This is a genomic window from Prochlorococcus marinus XMU1402 (assembly GCF_017696205.1).
GTDB lineage: Bacteria > Cyanobacteriota > Cyanobacteriia > PCC-6307 > Cyanobiaceae > Prochlorococcus_A > Prochlorococcus_A marinus_AC.
This window is the reverse complement of sequence record NZ_JAAORD010000001.1, coordinates 493,105-509,706: the sequence shown is the minus strand read 5'-3', so window position 1 is coordinate 509,706 and position 16,602 is coordinate 493,105. Positions and strand designations below refer to the sequence as shown.

20 protein-coding genes are annotated in these 16,602 nt (G+C 31.2%); 8 read left to right on the top strand and 12 right to left on the bottom strand.

Annotated features, from left to right (window positions below):
- Positions 1–8 precede the first annotated feature (8 nt).
- The 4 genes from tal to HA141_RS02865 all read right to left on the bottom strand — a co-directional run bounded on the left by tal (position 9) and on the right by HA141_RS02865 (position 4,729).
- Positions 9–1,010 (bottom strand): transaldolase, encoded by a 1,002-nt coding sequence (gene tal / locus HA141_RS02880; RefSeq protein ID WP_209116725.1) that lies wholly within the window; start codon positions 1,008–1,010, stop codon positions 9–11.
- Between the two features lie 91 nt (positions 1,011–1,101).
- Entirely contained in the window at positions 1,102–2,853 is a 1,752-nt protein-coding gene (locus HA141_RS02875; protein ID WP_209116723.1) for a peptidoglycan D,D-transpeptidase FtsI family protein, read from the bottom strand.
- On the bottom strand, positions 2,853–3,281 hold the full coding sequence (locus HA141_RS02870) for a hypothetical protein (protein ID WP_209116721.1): 429 nt from the start codon (positions 3,279–3,281) through the stop codon (positions 2,853–2,855). The genes HA141_RS02875 and HA141_RS02870 overlap by 1 nt, the downstream gene beginning before the upstream one ends.
- Before the next feature lie 86 nt (positions 3,282–3,367).
- Complete coding sequence (locus HA141_RS02865) at positions 3,368–4,729, bottom strand: CPBP family intramembrane glutamic endopeptidase (protein ID WP_209116719.1); 1,362 nt, start codon at positions 4,727–4,729, stop codon at positions 3,368–3,370.
- A gap of 116 nt (positions 4,730–4,845) precedes the next feature.
- Between HA141_RS02865 and HA141_RS02860 the strand changes: the two genes are divergently transcribed.
- Positions 4,846–6,174: a histidine phosphatase family protein gene (locus HA141_RS02860; protein ID WP_209116717.1), complete on the top strand. Its 1,329-nt coding sequence runs from the start codon at positions 4,846–4,848 to the stop codon at positions 6,172–6,174.
- A gap of 52 nt (positions 6,175–6,226) precedes the next feature.
- On the opposite strand, the gene lepB is transcribed toward HA141_RS02860, so the two are convergent.
- The 5 genes from lepB to HA141_RS02835 all read right to left on the bottom strand — a co-directional run bounded on the left by lepB (position 6,227) and on the right by HA141_RS02835 (position 8,514).
- A complete protein-coding gene (lepB, locus tag HA141_RS02855; RefSeq protein WP_209116715.1) occupies positions 6,227–6,886 on the bottom strand; it encodes a signal peptidase I in 660 nt (219 codons plus the stop codon).
- A 23-nt stretch (positions 6,887–6,909) separates the two neighbouring features.
- The gene (locus tag HA141_RS02850) at positions 6,910–7,272 is read right to left on the bottom strand and encodes a Spx/MgsR family RNA polymerase-binding regulatory protein (RefSeq protein ID WP_209116713.1); all 363 of its coding nucleotides are present in this window, start codon (positions 7,270–7,272) and stop codon (positions 6,910–6,912) included.
- A complete protein-coding gene (locus HA141_RS02845) occupies positions 7,269–7,823 on the bottom strand; it encodes an inorganic diphosphatase (RefSeq protein ID WP_209116711.1) in 555 nt (184 codons plus the stop codon). The genes HA141_RS02850 and HA141_RS02845 overlap by 4 nt, the downstream gene beginning before the upstream one ends.
- Positions 7,813–8,067: a hypothetical protein gene (locus tag HA141_RS02840; protein ID WP_209116709.1), complete on the bottom strand. Its 255-nt coding sequence runs from the start codon at positions 8,065–8,067 to the stop codon at positions 7,813–7,815. The genes HA141_RS02845 and HA141_RS02840 overlap by 11 nt, the downstream gene beginning before the upstream one ends.
- Before the next feature lie 96 nt (positions 8,068–8,163).
- On the bottom strand, positions 8,164–8,514 hold the full coding sequence (locus HA141_RS02835) for a resolvase (protein WP_209116707.1): 351 nt from the start codon (positions 8,512–8,514) through the stop codon (positions 8,164–8,166).
- Between the two features lie 173 nt (positions 8,515–8,687).
- Between HA141_RS02835 and HA141_RS02830 the strand changes: the two genes are divergently transcribed.
- The 4 genes from HA141_RS02830 (at position 8,688) to HA141_RS02815 (ending at position 13,357) form a co-directional block, all read left to right on the top strand.
- The gene (locus tag HA141_RS02830; RefSeq protein ID WP_209116705.1) at positions 8,688–10,487 is read left to right on the top strand and encodes a proline--tRNA ligase; all 1,800 of its coding nucleotides are present in this window, start codon (positions 8,688–8,690) and stop codon (positions 10,485–10,487) included.
- Positions 10,488–10,510: 23 nt separating this feature from the next.
- Positions 10,511–10,948 (top strand): photosystem II protein Psb27, encoded by a 438-nt coding sequence (psb27, locus tag HA141_RS02825; RefSeq protein ID WP_209116703.1) that lies wholly within the window; start codon positions 10,511–10,513, stop codon positions 10,946–10,948.
- 81 nt (positions 10,949–11,029) lie between these two features.
- The gene (locus tag HA141_RS02820; RefSeq protein ID WP_209116701.1) at positions 11,030–12,340 is read left to right on the top strand and encodes an adenylosuccinate synthase; all 1,311 of its coding nucleotides are present in this window, start codon (positions 11,030–11,032) and stop codon (positions 12,338–12,340) included.
- Between the two features lie 15 nt (positions 12,341–12,355).
- On the top strand, positions 12,356–13,357 hold the full coding sequence (locus tag HA141_RS02815; RefSeq protein WP_209116699.1) for an adenosine kinase: 1,002 nt from the start codon (positions 12,356–12,358) through the stop codon (positions 13,355–13,357).
- A 6-nt stretch (positions 13,358–13,363) separates the two neighbouring features.
- Here HA141_RS02815 and cutA read toward each other — a convergent pair whose 3' ends face one another.
- Together cutA and HA141_RS02805 are read right to left on the bottom strand one after the other, a co-directional pair.
- Positions 13,364–13,669 (bottom strand): divalent-cation tolerance protein CutA, encoded by a 306-nt coding sequence (gene cutA / locus HA141_RS02810; protein ID WP_209116697.1) that lies wholly within the window; start codon positions 13,667–13,669, stop codon positions 13,364–13,366.
- 13 nt (positions 13,670–13,682) lie between these two features.
- On the bottom strand, positions 13,683–14,474 hold the full coding sequence (locus HA141_RS02805; protein WP_209116695.1) for a precorrin-6A/cobalt-precorrin-6A reductase: 792 nt from the start codon (positions 14,472–14,474) through the stop codon (positions 13,683–13,685).
- 28 nt (positions 14,475–14,502) lie between these two features.
- On the opposite strand from HA141_RS02805, the gene HA141_RS02800 reads away from it, so the two are divergent.
- Entirely contained in the window at positions 14,503–14,928 is a 426-nt protein-coding gene (locus tag HA141_RS02800) for a single-stranded DNA-binding protein (protein WP_209116693.1), read from the top strand.
- Position 14,929: 1 nt separating this feature from the next.
- On the opposite strand, the gene HA141_RS02795 is transcribed toward HA141_RS02800, so the two are convergent.
- Positions 14,930–15,112 carry a hypothetical protein gene (locus tag HA141_RS02795; RefSeq protein WP_209116691.1) on the bottom strand — a complete coding sequence of 61 codons (183 nt, stop codon included), beginning with the start codon at positions 15,110–15,112 and terminating at the stop codon, positions 14,930–14,932.
- A 41-nt stretch (positions 15,113–15,153) separates the two neighbouring features.
- On the opposite strand from HA141_RS02795, the gene HA141_RS02790 reads away from it, so the two are divergent.
- Positions 15,154–15,684, top strand: coding sequence for a DUF2854 domain-containing protein (locus HA141_RS02790; protein WP_209116689.1), 531 nt, complete (start codon positions 15,154–15,156; stop codon positions 15,682–15,684).
- A 63-nt stretch (positions 15,685–15,747) separates the two neighbouring features.
- The gene (gene argB, locus HA141_RS02785; protein WP_209116687.1) at positions 15,748–16,599 is read left to right on the top strand and encodes an acetylglutamate kinase; all 852 of its coding nucleotides are present in this window, start codon (positions 15,748–15,750) and stop codon (positions 16,597–16,599) included.
- The last annotated feature ends 3 nt before the right edge of the window (positions 16,600–16,602 follow it).

Genomic DNA, 16,602 nt, shown 5'->3' with positions numbered 1-16,602 from the left:
ACTTAAATTTAATTAGCAGAAATTAATTTTTTATTTCTAATTTCTGAATATCTCTTAAGTAGCAGCTCTTCCAATTCTTCTATAGCCTTACTGAATCCAGTAATACCTTCACTGAGCTTCTCACTTGCCATTTGATCTTCTAACATACTTAATCTAAAATCTTTTTCTTCAAATTCGTAGTCAATAGAATTATTTATTTGGGTATTTGCATCTAATTTTCTAATTAACTCTCCTTTTTCTTTTTTCAGCTCCTCAAGAAATTTTGGAGCGATTGTTAAAAGATCGCAACCTGCTAATTCTTTTATTTCATCAAGATTTCTAAAACTCGCTCCCATTACTTCTGTCTTGAATCCCTTTTCTTTAAAGTACTTGTAAATTTGTGTAACCGAAATAACACCAGGGTCTTCAGCACCAACAAAACTAGTTTTATTAGTTTTTGCCTTATGCCAATCCAATATACGACCGACGAAAGGAGAAATTAGAGTAATCTTGGCATTGGCACAAGTTACCGCTTGGCAGAAGTTAAAAAGTAAAGTTAAGTTACACTTAATACCCTCTTTTTCCAAAATTTCAGCTGCCTTGATTCCCTCCCAAGTTGCGGCAATCTTAATCAAAATTCTTTCCTTTTCAATTCCAAATTTTTTGTAAAGATTGATCAGTTTTCTCGCTTTTTCCACCGTAGCTTGAGTGTCAAAACTAAGTCTTGCATCAACTTCAGTAGATACGCGGCCTGAAATAATTTTCAATATCTCTTTTCCAAAAAATACTGAAACTTGGTCAACAGTTTCTTTAATTAAATCAATTTCAGAGAATCCTTGGGGCAAGGCATTTTCTGAACTTTCTAGAGCCTTATCAATTAATTTCACATAATCGGGGTTCTTAGCAGCTGCAAGTATTAGCGATGGATTGGTTGTAGCGTCCCTTGGTTGAAATTTTTTTATCGAATCTAAATCTCCAGTATCAGCAACAACAACAGTCATTGATGACAATTGTTCTAAAATTGATTTCATTTCTAGATATTCATAATATACCTATAAATTAGCCTTTATTTCTGATGAAATCATCAGATAATGAACTAAATATTTATAAAGTTGGAAAATTTTAGGGTTTTTTAACAATCATTAAATGATCTTTAATCTTAGGAGGTATTTTTTCAATTACTATCAAACTCTCGATAATTTCTTTCGCAACTGGTACTGCAACAGTTGAACCATATGCATATGATTTAGATGGCTCATCAACGACAACAAGGACTGCATATTTGGGATCATTCACTGGTAAAGTTGCGATAAAACTACAAACTTTTTTACTTGTATACGAACCATTTAAGGCTTTTTGAGAAGTGCCCGTTTTCCCAGCTATCCTATAACCATCAATTTTTACCCCAGATCCACTACCTTTATCAACTACGCTCTCCATCCATTCAAGAACAGTTTTAGATACCTCGTTTGAAAAAAATTGTTTTTTTGGAATTTTATTAATTCTTTCTTTAAAAGTTGAGGTTACATGAGGAGTCACTTCAAAACCCCCATTTGCTAGAGCCGCATGAAGTTGAACCAATTTTAGGGGCGAGATTGAAAAACCTTTACCAAAAGAAGTTACGGCAGGCTCAATTGATTGGTTTACAAATAAATCTTTTCTCTTTAGCTGTCCAGCAGTTGATACAAATAAGTCAGTTTCTAAATTTTTATTTATACCTAAATTTTTTAACCAATCCCAATAAATTGCGGGGTCTAAATTTTGCATTATTTTTACCATTCCAACATTACTTGAAACCTGCAATACTTTTGGATAGTCAATATATCCATTACCTTTTTTATCCCAATTAGAGAGTGTCCATCCTCCAACATTAATCTTTCCAATATCTTCAACTAATCCATTTTTCTGGATTACTTTTTCTTCTAACGCTAAGGCAAGATTAATAGGTTTAAAAGTGGATCCAGGTTCAAATAAATCTTGAGAATACCAGCTCCTAAAGAGTTCAGAATCATACTTCCAAAATTTGTTTGGATCATATGACGGAACCGTAACCAAGGAGAGAATCCGACCATTATTTACATCCATAACTATGGCAAATCCCTTCTTTGCTTTCCATTTAGTTACTTGTTTTGATAATGCATTGAATGACGCTTTCTGTAATTTTGAATCTATAGTTAGGCCTAAACTTTTGTAATCAGAGATAAAATCACCTGGGGCAGAATTATCAGGGAGAGGGGTTCCATCTCCTCCTCTTTTTATTAAATTACTTTTATCAAAAACTTTAATTTGATTATCTAAATGAAGCTCTAAACCTGCGGATCCTTTATTCTCATCATTAACAAAACCAACAAGATTTGAATATAGCTCACCTTGTGGATAATATCTTTGCGAATATTTAAACAAATCAAGTCCGCTTATTTGAAGATTTTTAATCTTTTCTGCTTTTTCTTCAGAAATTTTATCCATAAGCTCGATACCGTTCATTTTGTTATTGAATTTTTTTAAGAGAATTTCATCTTTCAAACCCAAAATAGGTGACAATTTTTTTGTAACTTCTTCAATTCTACGAACTCCGTTAATTGATTCACTAGGGAAATTAAAATATTTTGGATGGGCCCATAATTTATAAAGTGTTTTATCGAAAGCAATTAGTCTACTGTTTCTATCCACAATAGATCGCCTTTTTTTTAAAGAGTTTGTTTTAGAAGATTGTATTAATCTCGCTTTCCTTTGCAAATCAGCAGAATTAAAGACTTGCAATTTAACTAACCTCCCAAACAAACAAAATATTAATAGTAAGCTGAAGAAATAAAGAAATTTAAATCTCCTTTGATCAAGAGGTAATAAACGAGCAATTTTTTTATATTTTTTCATCAATAACCCTCTTGATATTTGCTATCACTTAAACCTTCAATGAAGCTTATAAAATTTTTCTTAAATAAACTTTCTTTTCCTTCTACTATTTGATCTAGATAAATTAAATCTTCAGGTTTAGTTTTTTTATAAGTATTTAGAGACTCTAGTTCACCAATATAAAATTCCTCGATTTTAGAAATATAATCAATAAGATTACTATTTATTACTCTTGTTTTAGATAAAGTTTTATATGTGTTAGACCATTTCCTTTGGCTATCAAATGATAAGAAAAAAAAGATAAAGATTAATACCAAAAGAGATATATTAATTGTGTCAAATATTTGATGTATTAATTTGATGTTAAGTATGGATATTTTTTCAGAATTCTTTTTACCTTGGTATGGAACTTTTTTTTTTAAATTAAATTGATTCCCATAAGGTTCCATCTATGATTTATTTAATAAATAAAAGAAGTGTTATTAATTAAGTAAACATCTTTTAGTTTGATTAGCAAGTAATAATTTTAAATAATTTATGTTCTTAATAAGAATAAATTTAAGAATGTCAAACCATTCCATAAAGAATGCATAATAATTGAAGAAAGCAAACTTCCCGAAGCAATTCTTGTAATTCCTAGTCCCATTCCTAGAACAAATAACGGAGGCATTTCTCCCAAACTCAAATGAGCTAAAGCAAAAATGAAAGCTGAAAATATTATGGCCAAAATTATTCCAAAATCTCTTGAGAGAGTTGGTAGTAAAATTCCGCGAAATATAATCTCCTCAAATAAAGGCGCTAAAAGAGTAGTAGTTACAAACAAAATAATAAATGATAAGTAACTATTATTATTAAGAACAATTTCCAGCAAAGGATTACTGCCATTTTGATTTTCAATCAGACTATTCATAATTAGAGAAATCAATAAGACAAAAGGTACTATGGTTAACCAACCTTTAATTCCCTGTATAATTGCATCTTTTATTGGAAAGAAATTGAATTGAAAATAATCTTTTTTAAAAATAAATTCGCCATTTAAAGATTTAATTTGATAATAAACTATCGCTAATGGCGGAATAGCCATAAAAACATACCCAAAAAATATTTTCAGTGATTGCGACAATTCACTCGAGATATTTTTAGAAAAAAATTCAACCAAACTTATTGAAAATAAAGGTGAAACTACTTCTCCTAAGACAACAAATCCACCTGCAATTAATAAAACCATGTCAATTAATTCTAACTCTAAAGGATCAATTTCTTTCCAAACAAACTTTTTCGAAGAAATAACTTTCCATAATATTTGTAAAGCTAAAATTGAGCCAAGCAGTATTGTTAAAAGTGGTATTAATCTGATAGCTAAGATTTTAAAAAACATTTTGCTTGAAAATGATTTTGTTATTAATGAACTATCATCAAAATCAAATTTCTTGCTTAAAAGGTGATATAAGAATCTATCACCTTTAAATAAATCAAATTTATCAGAATTTGGTTTATATGCATTATTTTTTGATTTTTTTTCTAACTCATCGATTAGTAAGTTGTAGTTTTTATTCTTATACTCTTTAGATATATTTTTATCATTTAAAGATGCATTTGATTCTGAAGAAATTATCCAAATTAATTTATTTCTTTCCGTTAGTTGATTAAATGAGACCTCAGAAAGAGCATTATTTATTTGATCAACAGGATCGTTTGTGACAATAAAACTTTTAAGATTTGTTGGTATTGATTGAACAGCTAATTCAACAATTTCCTGTTCTTTTTGACTTATATCGAATGAAACAGATGGTCTACTCAAACTGTCTCTAAAGCCTTGCTGCCATACGAAGAAAGTTATAGCTAGAGAAATTAAAGCTAATGAAAGTTTTGTCTTAGAAATATTTTTAAAGATCATAATTTATTATAAAGTTAAAAATTATAGTTAGTTACCGTTGAAATTTCTTTTTATTGGTATACCAATTTTTATCACGTCATGAGATGATTAAATCATGATCATTTTCAATCTATATAATGACTATAAAATTAGTTTTGGTTAGACATGGACTTAGTAGTTTTAATGCAAAAGGATTAATTCAAGGTAGGACAGATGATTCATTTTTAACAGATAAAGGATACGAGCAAGCACTTGAAGCAGGAAAAGCATTATCAAAAATAAACTTCGACAGAATCTATTCATCCCCTCTTGTGAGAGCTGCAGAGACTGCAAAAACTATACAAAAGAGTTTTAATAATAAACAAGAAATTATCTTTGATAATAATTTGCTGGAGGTGGACCTTGGTGAATGGTCCGGTCTAAAAATTGAAGAAATAAAAAATAAATTTCCCGAAATTTACCCTTTATGGAAAAGTGATCCAGAAAATCTAGTCTTAAAAAGAAAAGACAATAAAACTTATAAACCAATTCAAGAGTTATTTTTTCAAGCAAGAAATTTTGTAGAAGATATTTTAAAAATTTATCTAGACAAAGATGATGCAAATATTTTAGTTGTAGGACATAATGCGATTCTCAGATGTTTAATCCTTTCGTTATTAGGAAAGCCTAAGAAAGGTTTTAGGAAAATAAGATTAGAAAATGCCTCTTTATCTATACTCAATATTTCAAGGGAAGATAACTCTTTTAAGACCCAAATTGAATGCTTAAATCAAACCTCCCATCTGAATAAAAATATTCCGAATCAAATTGGAGATTCCAGAATATTTCTAATAAGGCATGGTGAAACTAACTGGAACAAAGAGGGTAGATTTCAAGGCCAAATTGATATTCCTTTAAATGAAAACGGGAAAGACCAAGCTAGAAAGACTTTTGAATATTTGAGAAATATTTCTTTCAATAAGGCATTTTCAAGTTCAATGGAAAGACCTTATGAGACTGCACAAATAATCCTTCAAAATAGAAAAGATTTAAAAATAGAAAGGATAGATTCACTTGTAGAAATTAGTCATGGATTATGGGAGGGTAAACTGGAAGCAGAAATCAGAGAACAGTGGCCCGTTTTATTAAAAAATTGGCATGATAAACCTGAAGAAGTAATAATGCCTGAAGGTGAATCTATAAAAGATGTATCAGAAAGGTCGGTAGAAGCTTTTGACAAGATTTGTTTATCTCAAAAGGATAATGATCTTAGCCTTGTGGTTGCTCATGATGCAGTCAATAAAACTCTAATTTGCAAAATCCTTGGGATTAATTATTCAAATATTTGGATGATAAAACAGGGCAATGGCGGCATAACTATAATTGACCTTTTTAATGATCCCAATAAGACCCCTGTGATTAGCGCTCTTAACATTACAACACACTTAGGGGGGGTACTTGATTCAACTGCTTCAGGAGCACTTTAAAATAAGCCTTGTTAAAAATTTATTTTGATGAAGTCAGAGTCAAAAAAAGGCTTTATTTACTGAAAAACCCGACTTGACTAAGAGGCCAAAATCTGAAATATGCTTTACCAATTATCTCTTTTTTATGAAGAAATTTACTTCCAGGCCAATATCTTCCATCCCAGCTATTTGCCCTATTATCACCTAAAACTAAAATATGATCTTTTGGCACTTTTATATTTTCAAATTCACCACATCTATATAAAAGGGATAATGAGCACTTATTAATTACGTAGGGTTCAGAAATTAATTCATTATTTATTATTACTTCACCTTTTGTATTTACACTTACAATTTCTCCAGGTAGAGCTACTACCCTTTTAATGTAAGCATCGCAGGCTTGATCCCTCCAACCAGGAATAAAAGACATTGGAGGAAAACTCATAAAAAAACAATATCTTCTATTTGGTAAAGGCTTAGATCTAGATGAAATTAGTTTTTCATCAAATGAGTAAGGAGATTTAAAGACAACAATATCTCCTCTTTTTGGAAAAGATTTCCTCAAAGAGATTTTTTCAATAATTAATCTATCGTTTATTTTTAATTCTGGTAGCATTGATCCAGAAGGGATATAACGAGGTTCTGCAAAAAATGATCTACAAGAAGAAACAAAAAAAGTTAAAAAAACGAGTAGACCCCATTCTTTTAAAAAACGTTTAATAGAAGCTGGCATAGATTTATTAAAGGCTTGATTTTTTAACCATACGAAAATTGTTTGGCATATTCAATTTCGTTAAATCCTAATATTACTTTTTTTTCTTCATAAACCAGAAATGGTCTTTTTATTAATTTGCCGTCACTTGAAAGAAGTCTAATGATTTCTACTCTAGATAAAGAGTAAATATCAAGATTTATTGATTTAAAGGCTTTTCCTCTAGTATTAAAAACCCTTTTTTTATCATTAGCGCTTTGTTCTAAAGCAAGATTTAAATAATCTAATAACGGAGCTTCCTTTACGATATCAATAAATTGATATGCTAAATCTTTTTTATCAAGCCACTTTAACGCTTGTCGACAAGTAGAGCATTTTAAATAACCATAAATAATTATTTTTTTCAATGTACTTTACTAATTGTTGATTTCTTCAGAACTTTTATGTTTTTCTTCTTTAGGGGTATGCAATTTTTCAATAGATTTTCAACCACATCAAAATCCCTCCAGCCATCAATATGTACAGTTCTTCCATCAAGTCCTTTACTAGTTCTAAAAAATTCAGCAACATCCTCAAGCTGATTCGGAGCAATTTGATTAATACTAACTATATTGGCCTGTCTAGGATTAGCCGTAGGCACGCATAAAAGTTTTCCATCATATGCACCACAATCATGCATATCCAAAACTCCAATAGGTCTAGCTTTTATTAGACAACCAGCGAAAGTAGGTTCATCCATCATCACCATCGCATCAAGAGGAGCGCCATCATCAGCAAGTGTATTAGGAATAAAGCCATAATCAAAAGGGTACCTCACTGAAGAATGCAATACTCTATCTAATGCCATTATTCCTGCATCAGAACAATACTCATACTTATTCCTACTACCTGCAGGTATTTCTACAACTATATTTACTATTCCCTTCATTGGAGATGGAGGTATCAAACTAAGATCCATCTTTTTTTAAATCGTGATTAAAAATTACCTCGTTTCCATGAGAAAAAGGTCTTCCAATTAAAATACTTATTGAAGGTAGTAATAATGTCAAAAAAGCAAAAATAATACCTAAAGATGTTATTGATAAACTCCTTATACTTAAGGGGTCATCATCATCTCTTTCGAAATCACCTTGAACAGAATCAAGAGAAAATTGTTCACCTGATTGACTTTTTAAAAAGTGCTTTGATTTCGAATAACTCAAGAACTATTAATTGGTAATGGTTTAGGAGATAATTGAACACCATTATCCTACATTCTAAATGTCAATAAATCAAAACATTCTTGAGTGACTTTTTAATTATTCTTTTTCTAATAACGACTTAATAGATTTTAATTCTTCTAAGATTTGCGAAAGTATGTTTTGAGCTGCTGAGGAGGGTGTATTAAATACCTCTACAGTTACTTCCTTAATTCTCAAAATGTCTTTAGCAAATCTTGCTACTTCATTAGGATGGAATTTCAAGGGATCTTTTTGATCAGTTCTAAATTCTGGATTTAATTTTCTTGGATTAAAACTAGGGTTTAGATTTCTTAAATCAGTATTTGTATACCTATAGACAGAGGCTCTTGATCGATTAAGAAATTTTTGAACTTCATCAATACCTACTAATTCTTCTTCGCTAGAAATATTGGAATCTATATTTTCCATAACTTTAAGAAAATGCTTTAGAAAAAATGAACTATTTGAAAGAATTTAACTTCATTACTGAAGAAGTTAGCAGAAAGAATATTTCTAGACTAGCCGCGTTGAGGGACTCAAGACACTTTAATTTTTTTTTTCATCTTAATTGATAAAATTAAACATTATTAATTATTTTTTGTATGCGCGTAACCACCTCATTTCCTCTGGGGACACTTCGTGACACACCTTCTGAAGCTGAGATTATTTCACATCAATTACTTTTAAAAGCTGGTTACATACGCAGAGTTAGCAGCGGCATTTATGCATACATGCCAATAATGTTGCGAGTTATTGAAAAAATATCAGCAATAATAGATAGAGAACTTCAAAGTATTGGTTGCACAAAATTACTCTTACCTCAACTTCATCCCGCAGATTTATGGAAAAGAAGTGAGAGGTGGGAGGGATATACTGCTGGGGAAGAAATAATGTTTAATCTCAAGGATAGACAAGGGAAAGAATTTGGTTTGGCCCCAACTCATGAAGAGGTAATAACGAGTATCGCATCAGAAATCATCAACTCCTATAAGCAATTACCTCAATGTTTTTACCAAATTCAGACAAAATTTAGAGATGAAATAAGACCAAGGTTTGGATTACTGAGAAGTAGAGAATTTATAATGAAAGATGGTTATTCTTTTCATTCTTCAGAAAAAGATTTAGCTTCATTTTATGAAAAAGTAAATAATGCTTATGAAAATATTTTTCAATCTTGTGGTCTGCAGACTGTAGGGGTTGAAGCAGATAGTGGAGCAATTGGCGGTGCCTCCTCCAAAGAATTTATGATCACCGCAGATGCCGGGGAAGATTCAATATTGTTTACTCAAAGCGGTTCTTATGCAGCAAATGTAGAAAAAGCTATTTCAATTGCCTCTAAACCTATTCCTTTGGAAGATAGTATTTCAGGATTACTAGAAACACCTCAACAAAAAACAATCCTCGAAGTTTGTAAAAATAATAATTTACACCCTAGTCAGATCATAAAAGTTGTAGTATTCCTTGCAGAATTCGAAGGTAGATCAGAGATCCCAATTCTTGCATGCATAAGAGGCGACCAACATATCAATGAAGTAAAGCTTTTTAACCTTATAAATAAACTTCATAGTTTCAACCTTCTTAAACTTCAGAAAATTGAAGACAAAAACATTATCGAAAAAAACCTAGTTAACTTTCCTTTAGGTTTTCTCGGGCCAGACTTGGATAATCAAACAATAAAAGCTGATTCAAATTGGGATAAAGCATGGACCAGAATAATAGATCATTCTGCAAGTAATCTCTTAAAGTTTATAAGCGGGGCAAATAAAGTTAATTTCCACAAGGTTTATGAGGAATATTCTTTTGCCTCAAGTAATTATCTAATTGAGGATATAAGGAATGCTAAAAAAGGAGATAAAATAAAGGGAGAAAATGAAGAACTTAGAGAAAAAAAGGGTATAGAAATTGGACATATTTTCCAACTAGGTCAAAAATATAGTGAAAAATTGAATGCTAAATTTTCAGAAAAGGATGGCAAACTAAAAAGTTTGTGGATGGGTTGTTATGGAATTGGAGTAACAAGAATAGCTCAAGCTGCAATTGAACAGAATCATGATGAAAAAGGTATTTGTTGGCCAATCCAGATATCTCCTTTTGAAGTTATTATAATTCCAACGAATCTAAAAGATCAGATTCAAAGAGACCTCACCGAGCAAATTTATAATAATTTTTTAAAAAATAAAATTGATGTCCTTCTTGATGATAGGGACGATAGAGCGGGAGTAAAATTTAAAGATGCAGAATTAATTGGTATTCCTTTTCAAATTATCATTGGTAGAGATTCTATAAACAAAGAAGTAGAACTTATATCCAGAACAAATAATACTAAATTTAAAATTAGTGCAGATAAATTGCTTGAAGCATTTATTTCCGAATCGGAAATAATGTACAATAAAAAGTCTTAAGGTTAATTTTTTGGAGCTAAGTTATGTTACTAAAATGGAAATCAGAATTAATTTTTAAAAATCTTACCAAAGCTATATCTTTTGCAATTTCTTTGATTGTTGTTTTTACATTATTTAGTTCCCCTTCTATAGCTGTAAAAACCTCAATGACTGGCGACTATGCTAAAGATACGATTTCAGTTGTTAAAACATTACAATCAGCTGTTGATACTCCAAAAGATTCTCCAAACAAAGATGAAATAAGAAGTGAGGCTCTTACACTCATAACTGACTATATTTCCAGATATAGAAATAGAGGGATGGTAAATAAAACGCAATCATTTACTACAATGCAAACAGCATTAAATGCTATGGCAGGTCATTACAAAAACTTTGCAAGTAGACCTTTACCAGATAAACTGAAAGAGCGTTTAACCAAAGAATTTTCTCTTGCTGAAAAAATGGTTCTAAGAGAAAGTTGATACAATTCATTTACTTTTTAAAAGTAAAACAAGATTTTTGAATATATTAAATATTCGCACAAAAATAATGCTCTTCTAAAATTGGCCAATGTTGTTGTAATCGGCGCCCAATGGGGTGACGAGGGAAAAGGTAAAATAACGGATTTACTTAGTCGTTCGGCTGATGTTGTCGTTCGCTATCAAGGAGGAGTAAATGCAGGTCATACTATAGTCGTAGATGATAAAGTCTTAAAATTACATTTAATTCCCTCAGGGATACTTTATAAAAATACTTCTTGTCTAATTGGTTCGGGAACTGTTGTAGATCCAAAAATCTTGCTTAAAGAAATTGACATGTTAATTGATAATGGAATTGATATCTCAGGGTTAAAAATTTCATCAACATCACATGTAACAATGCCCTACCACCGAATATTAGATGAAGCGATGGAGGCTGATAGAGGTTCAAACAAAATAGGGACAACAGGTCGTGGGATTGGCCCAACTTATGCGGATAAATCACAAAGAAATGGCATTAGGATAAGAGACTTGCTCAATAAGGAAAGGCTAAGTGATGTGATCGAAATTCCATTAAGAGAAAAAAACGGTCTACTAGAAAAAATCTATGGCATTAAACCACTTAAATTAGAAGATATTGTTGAAGAATATCTTGACTATGGGAAAAGATTATCAAAGCATGTTGTTGACTGTACAAGGACTATCCATGCAGCCTCAAAAAACAAGAAGAATATTCTTTTCGAAGGTGCTCAAGGGACTCTACTTGACTTAGATCATGGGACTTATCCTTTTGTTACCTCATCAAACCCTATATCAGGAGGGGCATGTATTGGAGCTGGAGTGGGTCCAACTTTAATTGATAGAGTCATAGGTGTCGCAAAAGCTTACACCACAAGAGTAGGTGAAGGGCCATTCCCAACTGAATTACAAGGAAGTATTAATGATCAACTCTGTGATAGAGGCAGTGAATTTGGAACCACTACTGGGAGAAGGAGAAGATGTGGGTGGTTTGATGGAGTTATTGGTAAATATGCTGTATCTGTCAATGGTCTTGATTGTTTAGCCGTTACGAAACTTGATGTGTTAGATGAATTAGATGAGATTCAAGTTTGCATTGCATATGATCTCGATGGAGAGGAAATAGACTACTTTCCTACAAATTCAGATGACTTAAAAAAATGTAAGCCAATCTACAAAAAATTAAAAGGTTGGCAATGTTCAACTGCAGATTGCAGAAAACTATCTGATCTCCCAGAGAATGCCATGAATTATCTAAGATTTTTAGCTGAATTAATGGAGGTTCCAATTGCCATTGTCTCTTTGGGGGCGAATAGAGATCAAACAATAGTAATTGAGGATCCAATTCATGGCCCTAAAAGAGCACTGCTAAGGTAATTTAGTTCCAAATTAATGAAGGAATCCTTTAGACATTCTGAACATAAAAAAGTTGATCTAATTGGTCTGGGCAACGCAATAGTAGATATTATTGTAAATATTGAAGATAAGTTTCTTGAGATAAATAATCTGGATAAAGGATCAATGAATCTAATTAATTCTGATGAATCTCAGAGATTGTTAGAAAATTGCAAAGTGTGCAAACAAATCTCAGGTGGGTCCTCAGCAAATACCGTTGTTTCTTTAGCAGAATTAGGAAATCAAGTGCAGTTTATAGGAAGAGTGAAAAATGATCAATTTGGGAATTTCTTTTCTGACGATATAAAAAAAAGTAAAACTTTATTTAATACTCCACCAACTATTGAAGGTGCTCCAACAGCTCATTCAATTATTTTGGTTACACCAGATGCACAAAGAACTATGTGCACTTACCTAGGAGCATCTGTAGAGTTTGAACCAAAAGATATTGACTTTACTGTTATTAAGGAAAGTAAATACTTATATTTAGAAGGATATTTATGGGACAGCGAATTAGCTAAAAAAGCTTTTATTAAAGCCGCCCAAATTGCAAAACAATCTAATACAAAAATAATCCTTTCTTTGTCTGATTCATTTTGTGTAGATAGACATCGTGAAAGTTTCTTGGAATTAATTTATAAATATGTAGATATTGTTTTTTGTAATGAATCCGAGGTGTTAAGTCTATTTAAAAGTGATAAATTAGCTATCTGCCAAGAAAACCTTTCTTCCTTATGTGAATTAGTCATAGTAACTCTTGGAAGCAATGGTTCTCTCATAATTAACAACAATAATGTTGAAATAATTGAGTCAAAAACGAAAGGCAAGATTATTGATACTACAGGAGCGGGAGATATCTATGCGGGAGGATTTATCCATGGATTAATAAACAATTTTTCTCTCAAAAAATGCGGAGAAATAGCTTCAATTTGTGCGGGGCAAATAATTACGCAATTAGGATCTAGATCGGATATTGATCTTAAAGAGTTAATAAAATAGTTTTAATCAAATAGCCTTATTCAACCAACCATAATATTTCATCTCCGCTTGGTATTTTTTGTAAATAATTTGAGGAACATCATATGTGGAATTTTTATTTACGAAATCAATTAAACGATCTTTAAATTCTAGTTTACTTTTTATTGTGATTTCAAATTCTTTAGTTTCTTCAATATCATCATCCCACATATAAATTGAAAAAATTTGCTTTATCGAAACACAAGCTGCAAGTTTATTTAGTATAAGTAATTTAGCCATTCGCAAAGCATTTTCATTACTTGATTCAGTTGTGATCATAACTAATGCTTCCATAATGAATTAAACATCAATATTTTTTAATTATGTGATTTATCAAATTGTGATATTGATCAAAAGAGTAAGAATAATCATTTTTAACTTTCGGCCTTTTAACCAAAAATAACTTCATTTTACTTCCGGAAACTATACTCTCCCAGTTTTTCTGAGAATAACTTCCGGATTCTCTGCATAAAACATAATCTATCTCCCAAAAATCACAAAGTTTTTTTTCTAAATTGCTTTTATTATTTTTACTCGGTTCAAGTATCGCTATGTTTGATTTTTTTATACATGATCCAAAAGCTTTAGTTATACCCTCATAAGTTGGAAGTACCCTTGTAAATACATTTGCTTTACAATTCATATAATAATTTGCTGTATCGTTAAGGAATCTTGATCCTATTGCAAGAAGAATATTCTTATTATCAACGTTATTTATATCCTTTAAATCATTAATGTAAAAAAAATTATTAGTGTTATTTATTAGAGATTCCCTCTCAAATAGTAAAAGAGGTGTATTAATCTCTTTACATGCATTATTAAGATTTTTAGAAATTATTATGGCAAACGGATGAGTAGCATCGACAACGCATGTGATTTTATTTTTATTTATGAAATTAATTATTTGATCTTTATTATTTAATTTCCCCGTAATGATATGTAACTTTGGATTCTCAATATAAGCTTGCCCTGCTTTATAAGTTAAAACACTTGCAAAGACTGAATAATTAAGTTCAAGAAGCCTATTAGCTATTACAGGTCCATCCGAAGTTCCTGATAGGATCCAAACATTTTTATAGCAATTTCTTTGATTCTGCATCAGTATGTCTTTAATTAAATAGTAAGTAATGAATCATTGTTTAATTCAAGCGGTCATTAATAGCGCTCCCCAAATGAGGTATACCAAAGAAAACCAAACTCCAATTGCAGAAATGATTGTTAATTTTAAAGGATTACGTAGCGAAGATCCAACCAGAGATCTCAAGATCATAGGATGGGGAAATATTGCCCAAGAAATGGTAGATGAACTAAAGGAGGGGCAAAATATTGTTATTGAGGGACGTCTAAAGATGAATTCTGTTACTAGAAAAGACGGAACGAAAGAAAAGCAACCTGAACTAACAGCTTCAAAGATTCATCAAATATCGCCAGTTGATGTTTCTAAGTCTGATAAAAAAGAAAATAATGAGTCATTTGAAAATAAAGAAAGCACAAAAAACTCCAGTTGGGATAGTTCACCTTTAGTACCCGAAGTTGACGAAATACCTTTTTAAATCAAACATCAACATTATTTTCTTGAACACTTATAATTAGTTTGCTTATTTTTCTTTCAAGCGCAGCAAGTTCGCTTCTGATTTCTGGCCATTTACCCTTATCAAGATTTTCTAATAGCCATGCTCTATCTTGATCAAGTTTAAAAATTAAATCTCCTTGATTTGCAGTGTTAGTATCTTGCATAATACTTGTTAGACCATATAAACTCATTCTACTAAATCAAAATGAAGAAATACCTATCACCTGGAAACTTAATCGTAACAGTTGGGGGTATATTAGCTTTTGTTGGAATGACTGCTTATTTTACAGACTCAGTAAATTTAAGTGTACCTACTTTTTTTTATGGAGTACCTATTTTTCTAATTGGATTAGGTTTAAAGACTTCCGAAATACCTCCTGTAGAGTTGTTTGACAAGACAAATTTTGCGACAAATAAGTTTAATAGACCAAAAGAACTAACAGCACTAGTTAAAGATGTTACAAGATGGAGATATGGGATAAAAGCTCATCTTGAATCTTCATTAGAATCGTTAAACTTGTGGGACGAGGATAATCCCCCTCAACTCAAAGAAATAGAAGAAATTACAAAAGAAGAAAAAAATGGTCTCAGAATGCGTTTCGAAATAAACGCTGTCCCTCTAGAAAAATGGATTGAAAAACAAGAGAGACTAAACAGGTTTTTCGTAAAAGGTCTTGAATCAGAATTTATTATCGACAATAATAAAAAAGAATTTGATTTTATACTCTTTTATTAAATAAAGGGATGTATTTGTAAAAACCTAAATTCTTAATTCAATAAATTTTAATGATTTTTAATCATGAATGATTCTCAAAGAGTATCAATATTAAGCGAAGCACTTCCATATATACAACGTTTCTCAGGTAGAAAAATTGTTATCAAGTATGGAGGTTCTGTCATGGAGGAGAATCATTTAAAAAAAGCTTTTTTTAGAGACATAGCTCTTTTATCAAGCGTAGGAGTATGTCCAGTAGTAATTCATGGAGGAGGACCTGAAATAAATAATTGGTTAAACAAATTAGAAATATCTCCTAAATTTGAAAATGGGCTTAGAGTTACTGATCAAAAAACAATGGAAATTGTCGAAATGGTTCTAATGGGTAGGGTAAACAAACAAATTGTAAGAGGCATTAATAAAACTGGATCTTTATCTATTGGGATATCGGGTCTTGATGGGAACCTAATTCAAACTAGAGAACTAGGAGATGGTAGCCATGGGTTAGTGGGAGAGGTCACAAAAATAAATCCTGAAATATTAGATCCTATTATTTCTAAAGGTTATATCCCTGTTATTTCTAGCGTTGGATCAACCATGGAAGGCATTTCACATAACATTAATGCAGATTTTGTTGCAGGAGAAATTGCTGCTGCAATAAATGCAGAAAAACTTATACTTCTTACTGATACGCAGGGCATCTTAAAAGAAAAAGATAACAAAGTTTCTCTTGTTGAGAAAATTAATCTTAAGGAGGCAAGAAATTTTATTGATAAAAAAATTGTCACTGAAGGTATGATTCCAAAGACGGAATGCTGTATAAGAGCTTTAGCTCAAGGAGTCAAAGCAGCGCACATAATCGATGGGCGAATAGAACATTCATTACTTCTTGAGATTTTCACTAATTCTGGGATTGGTACAATGATTGTTGCCTAACTT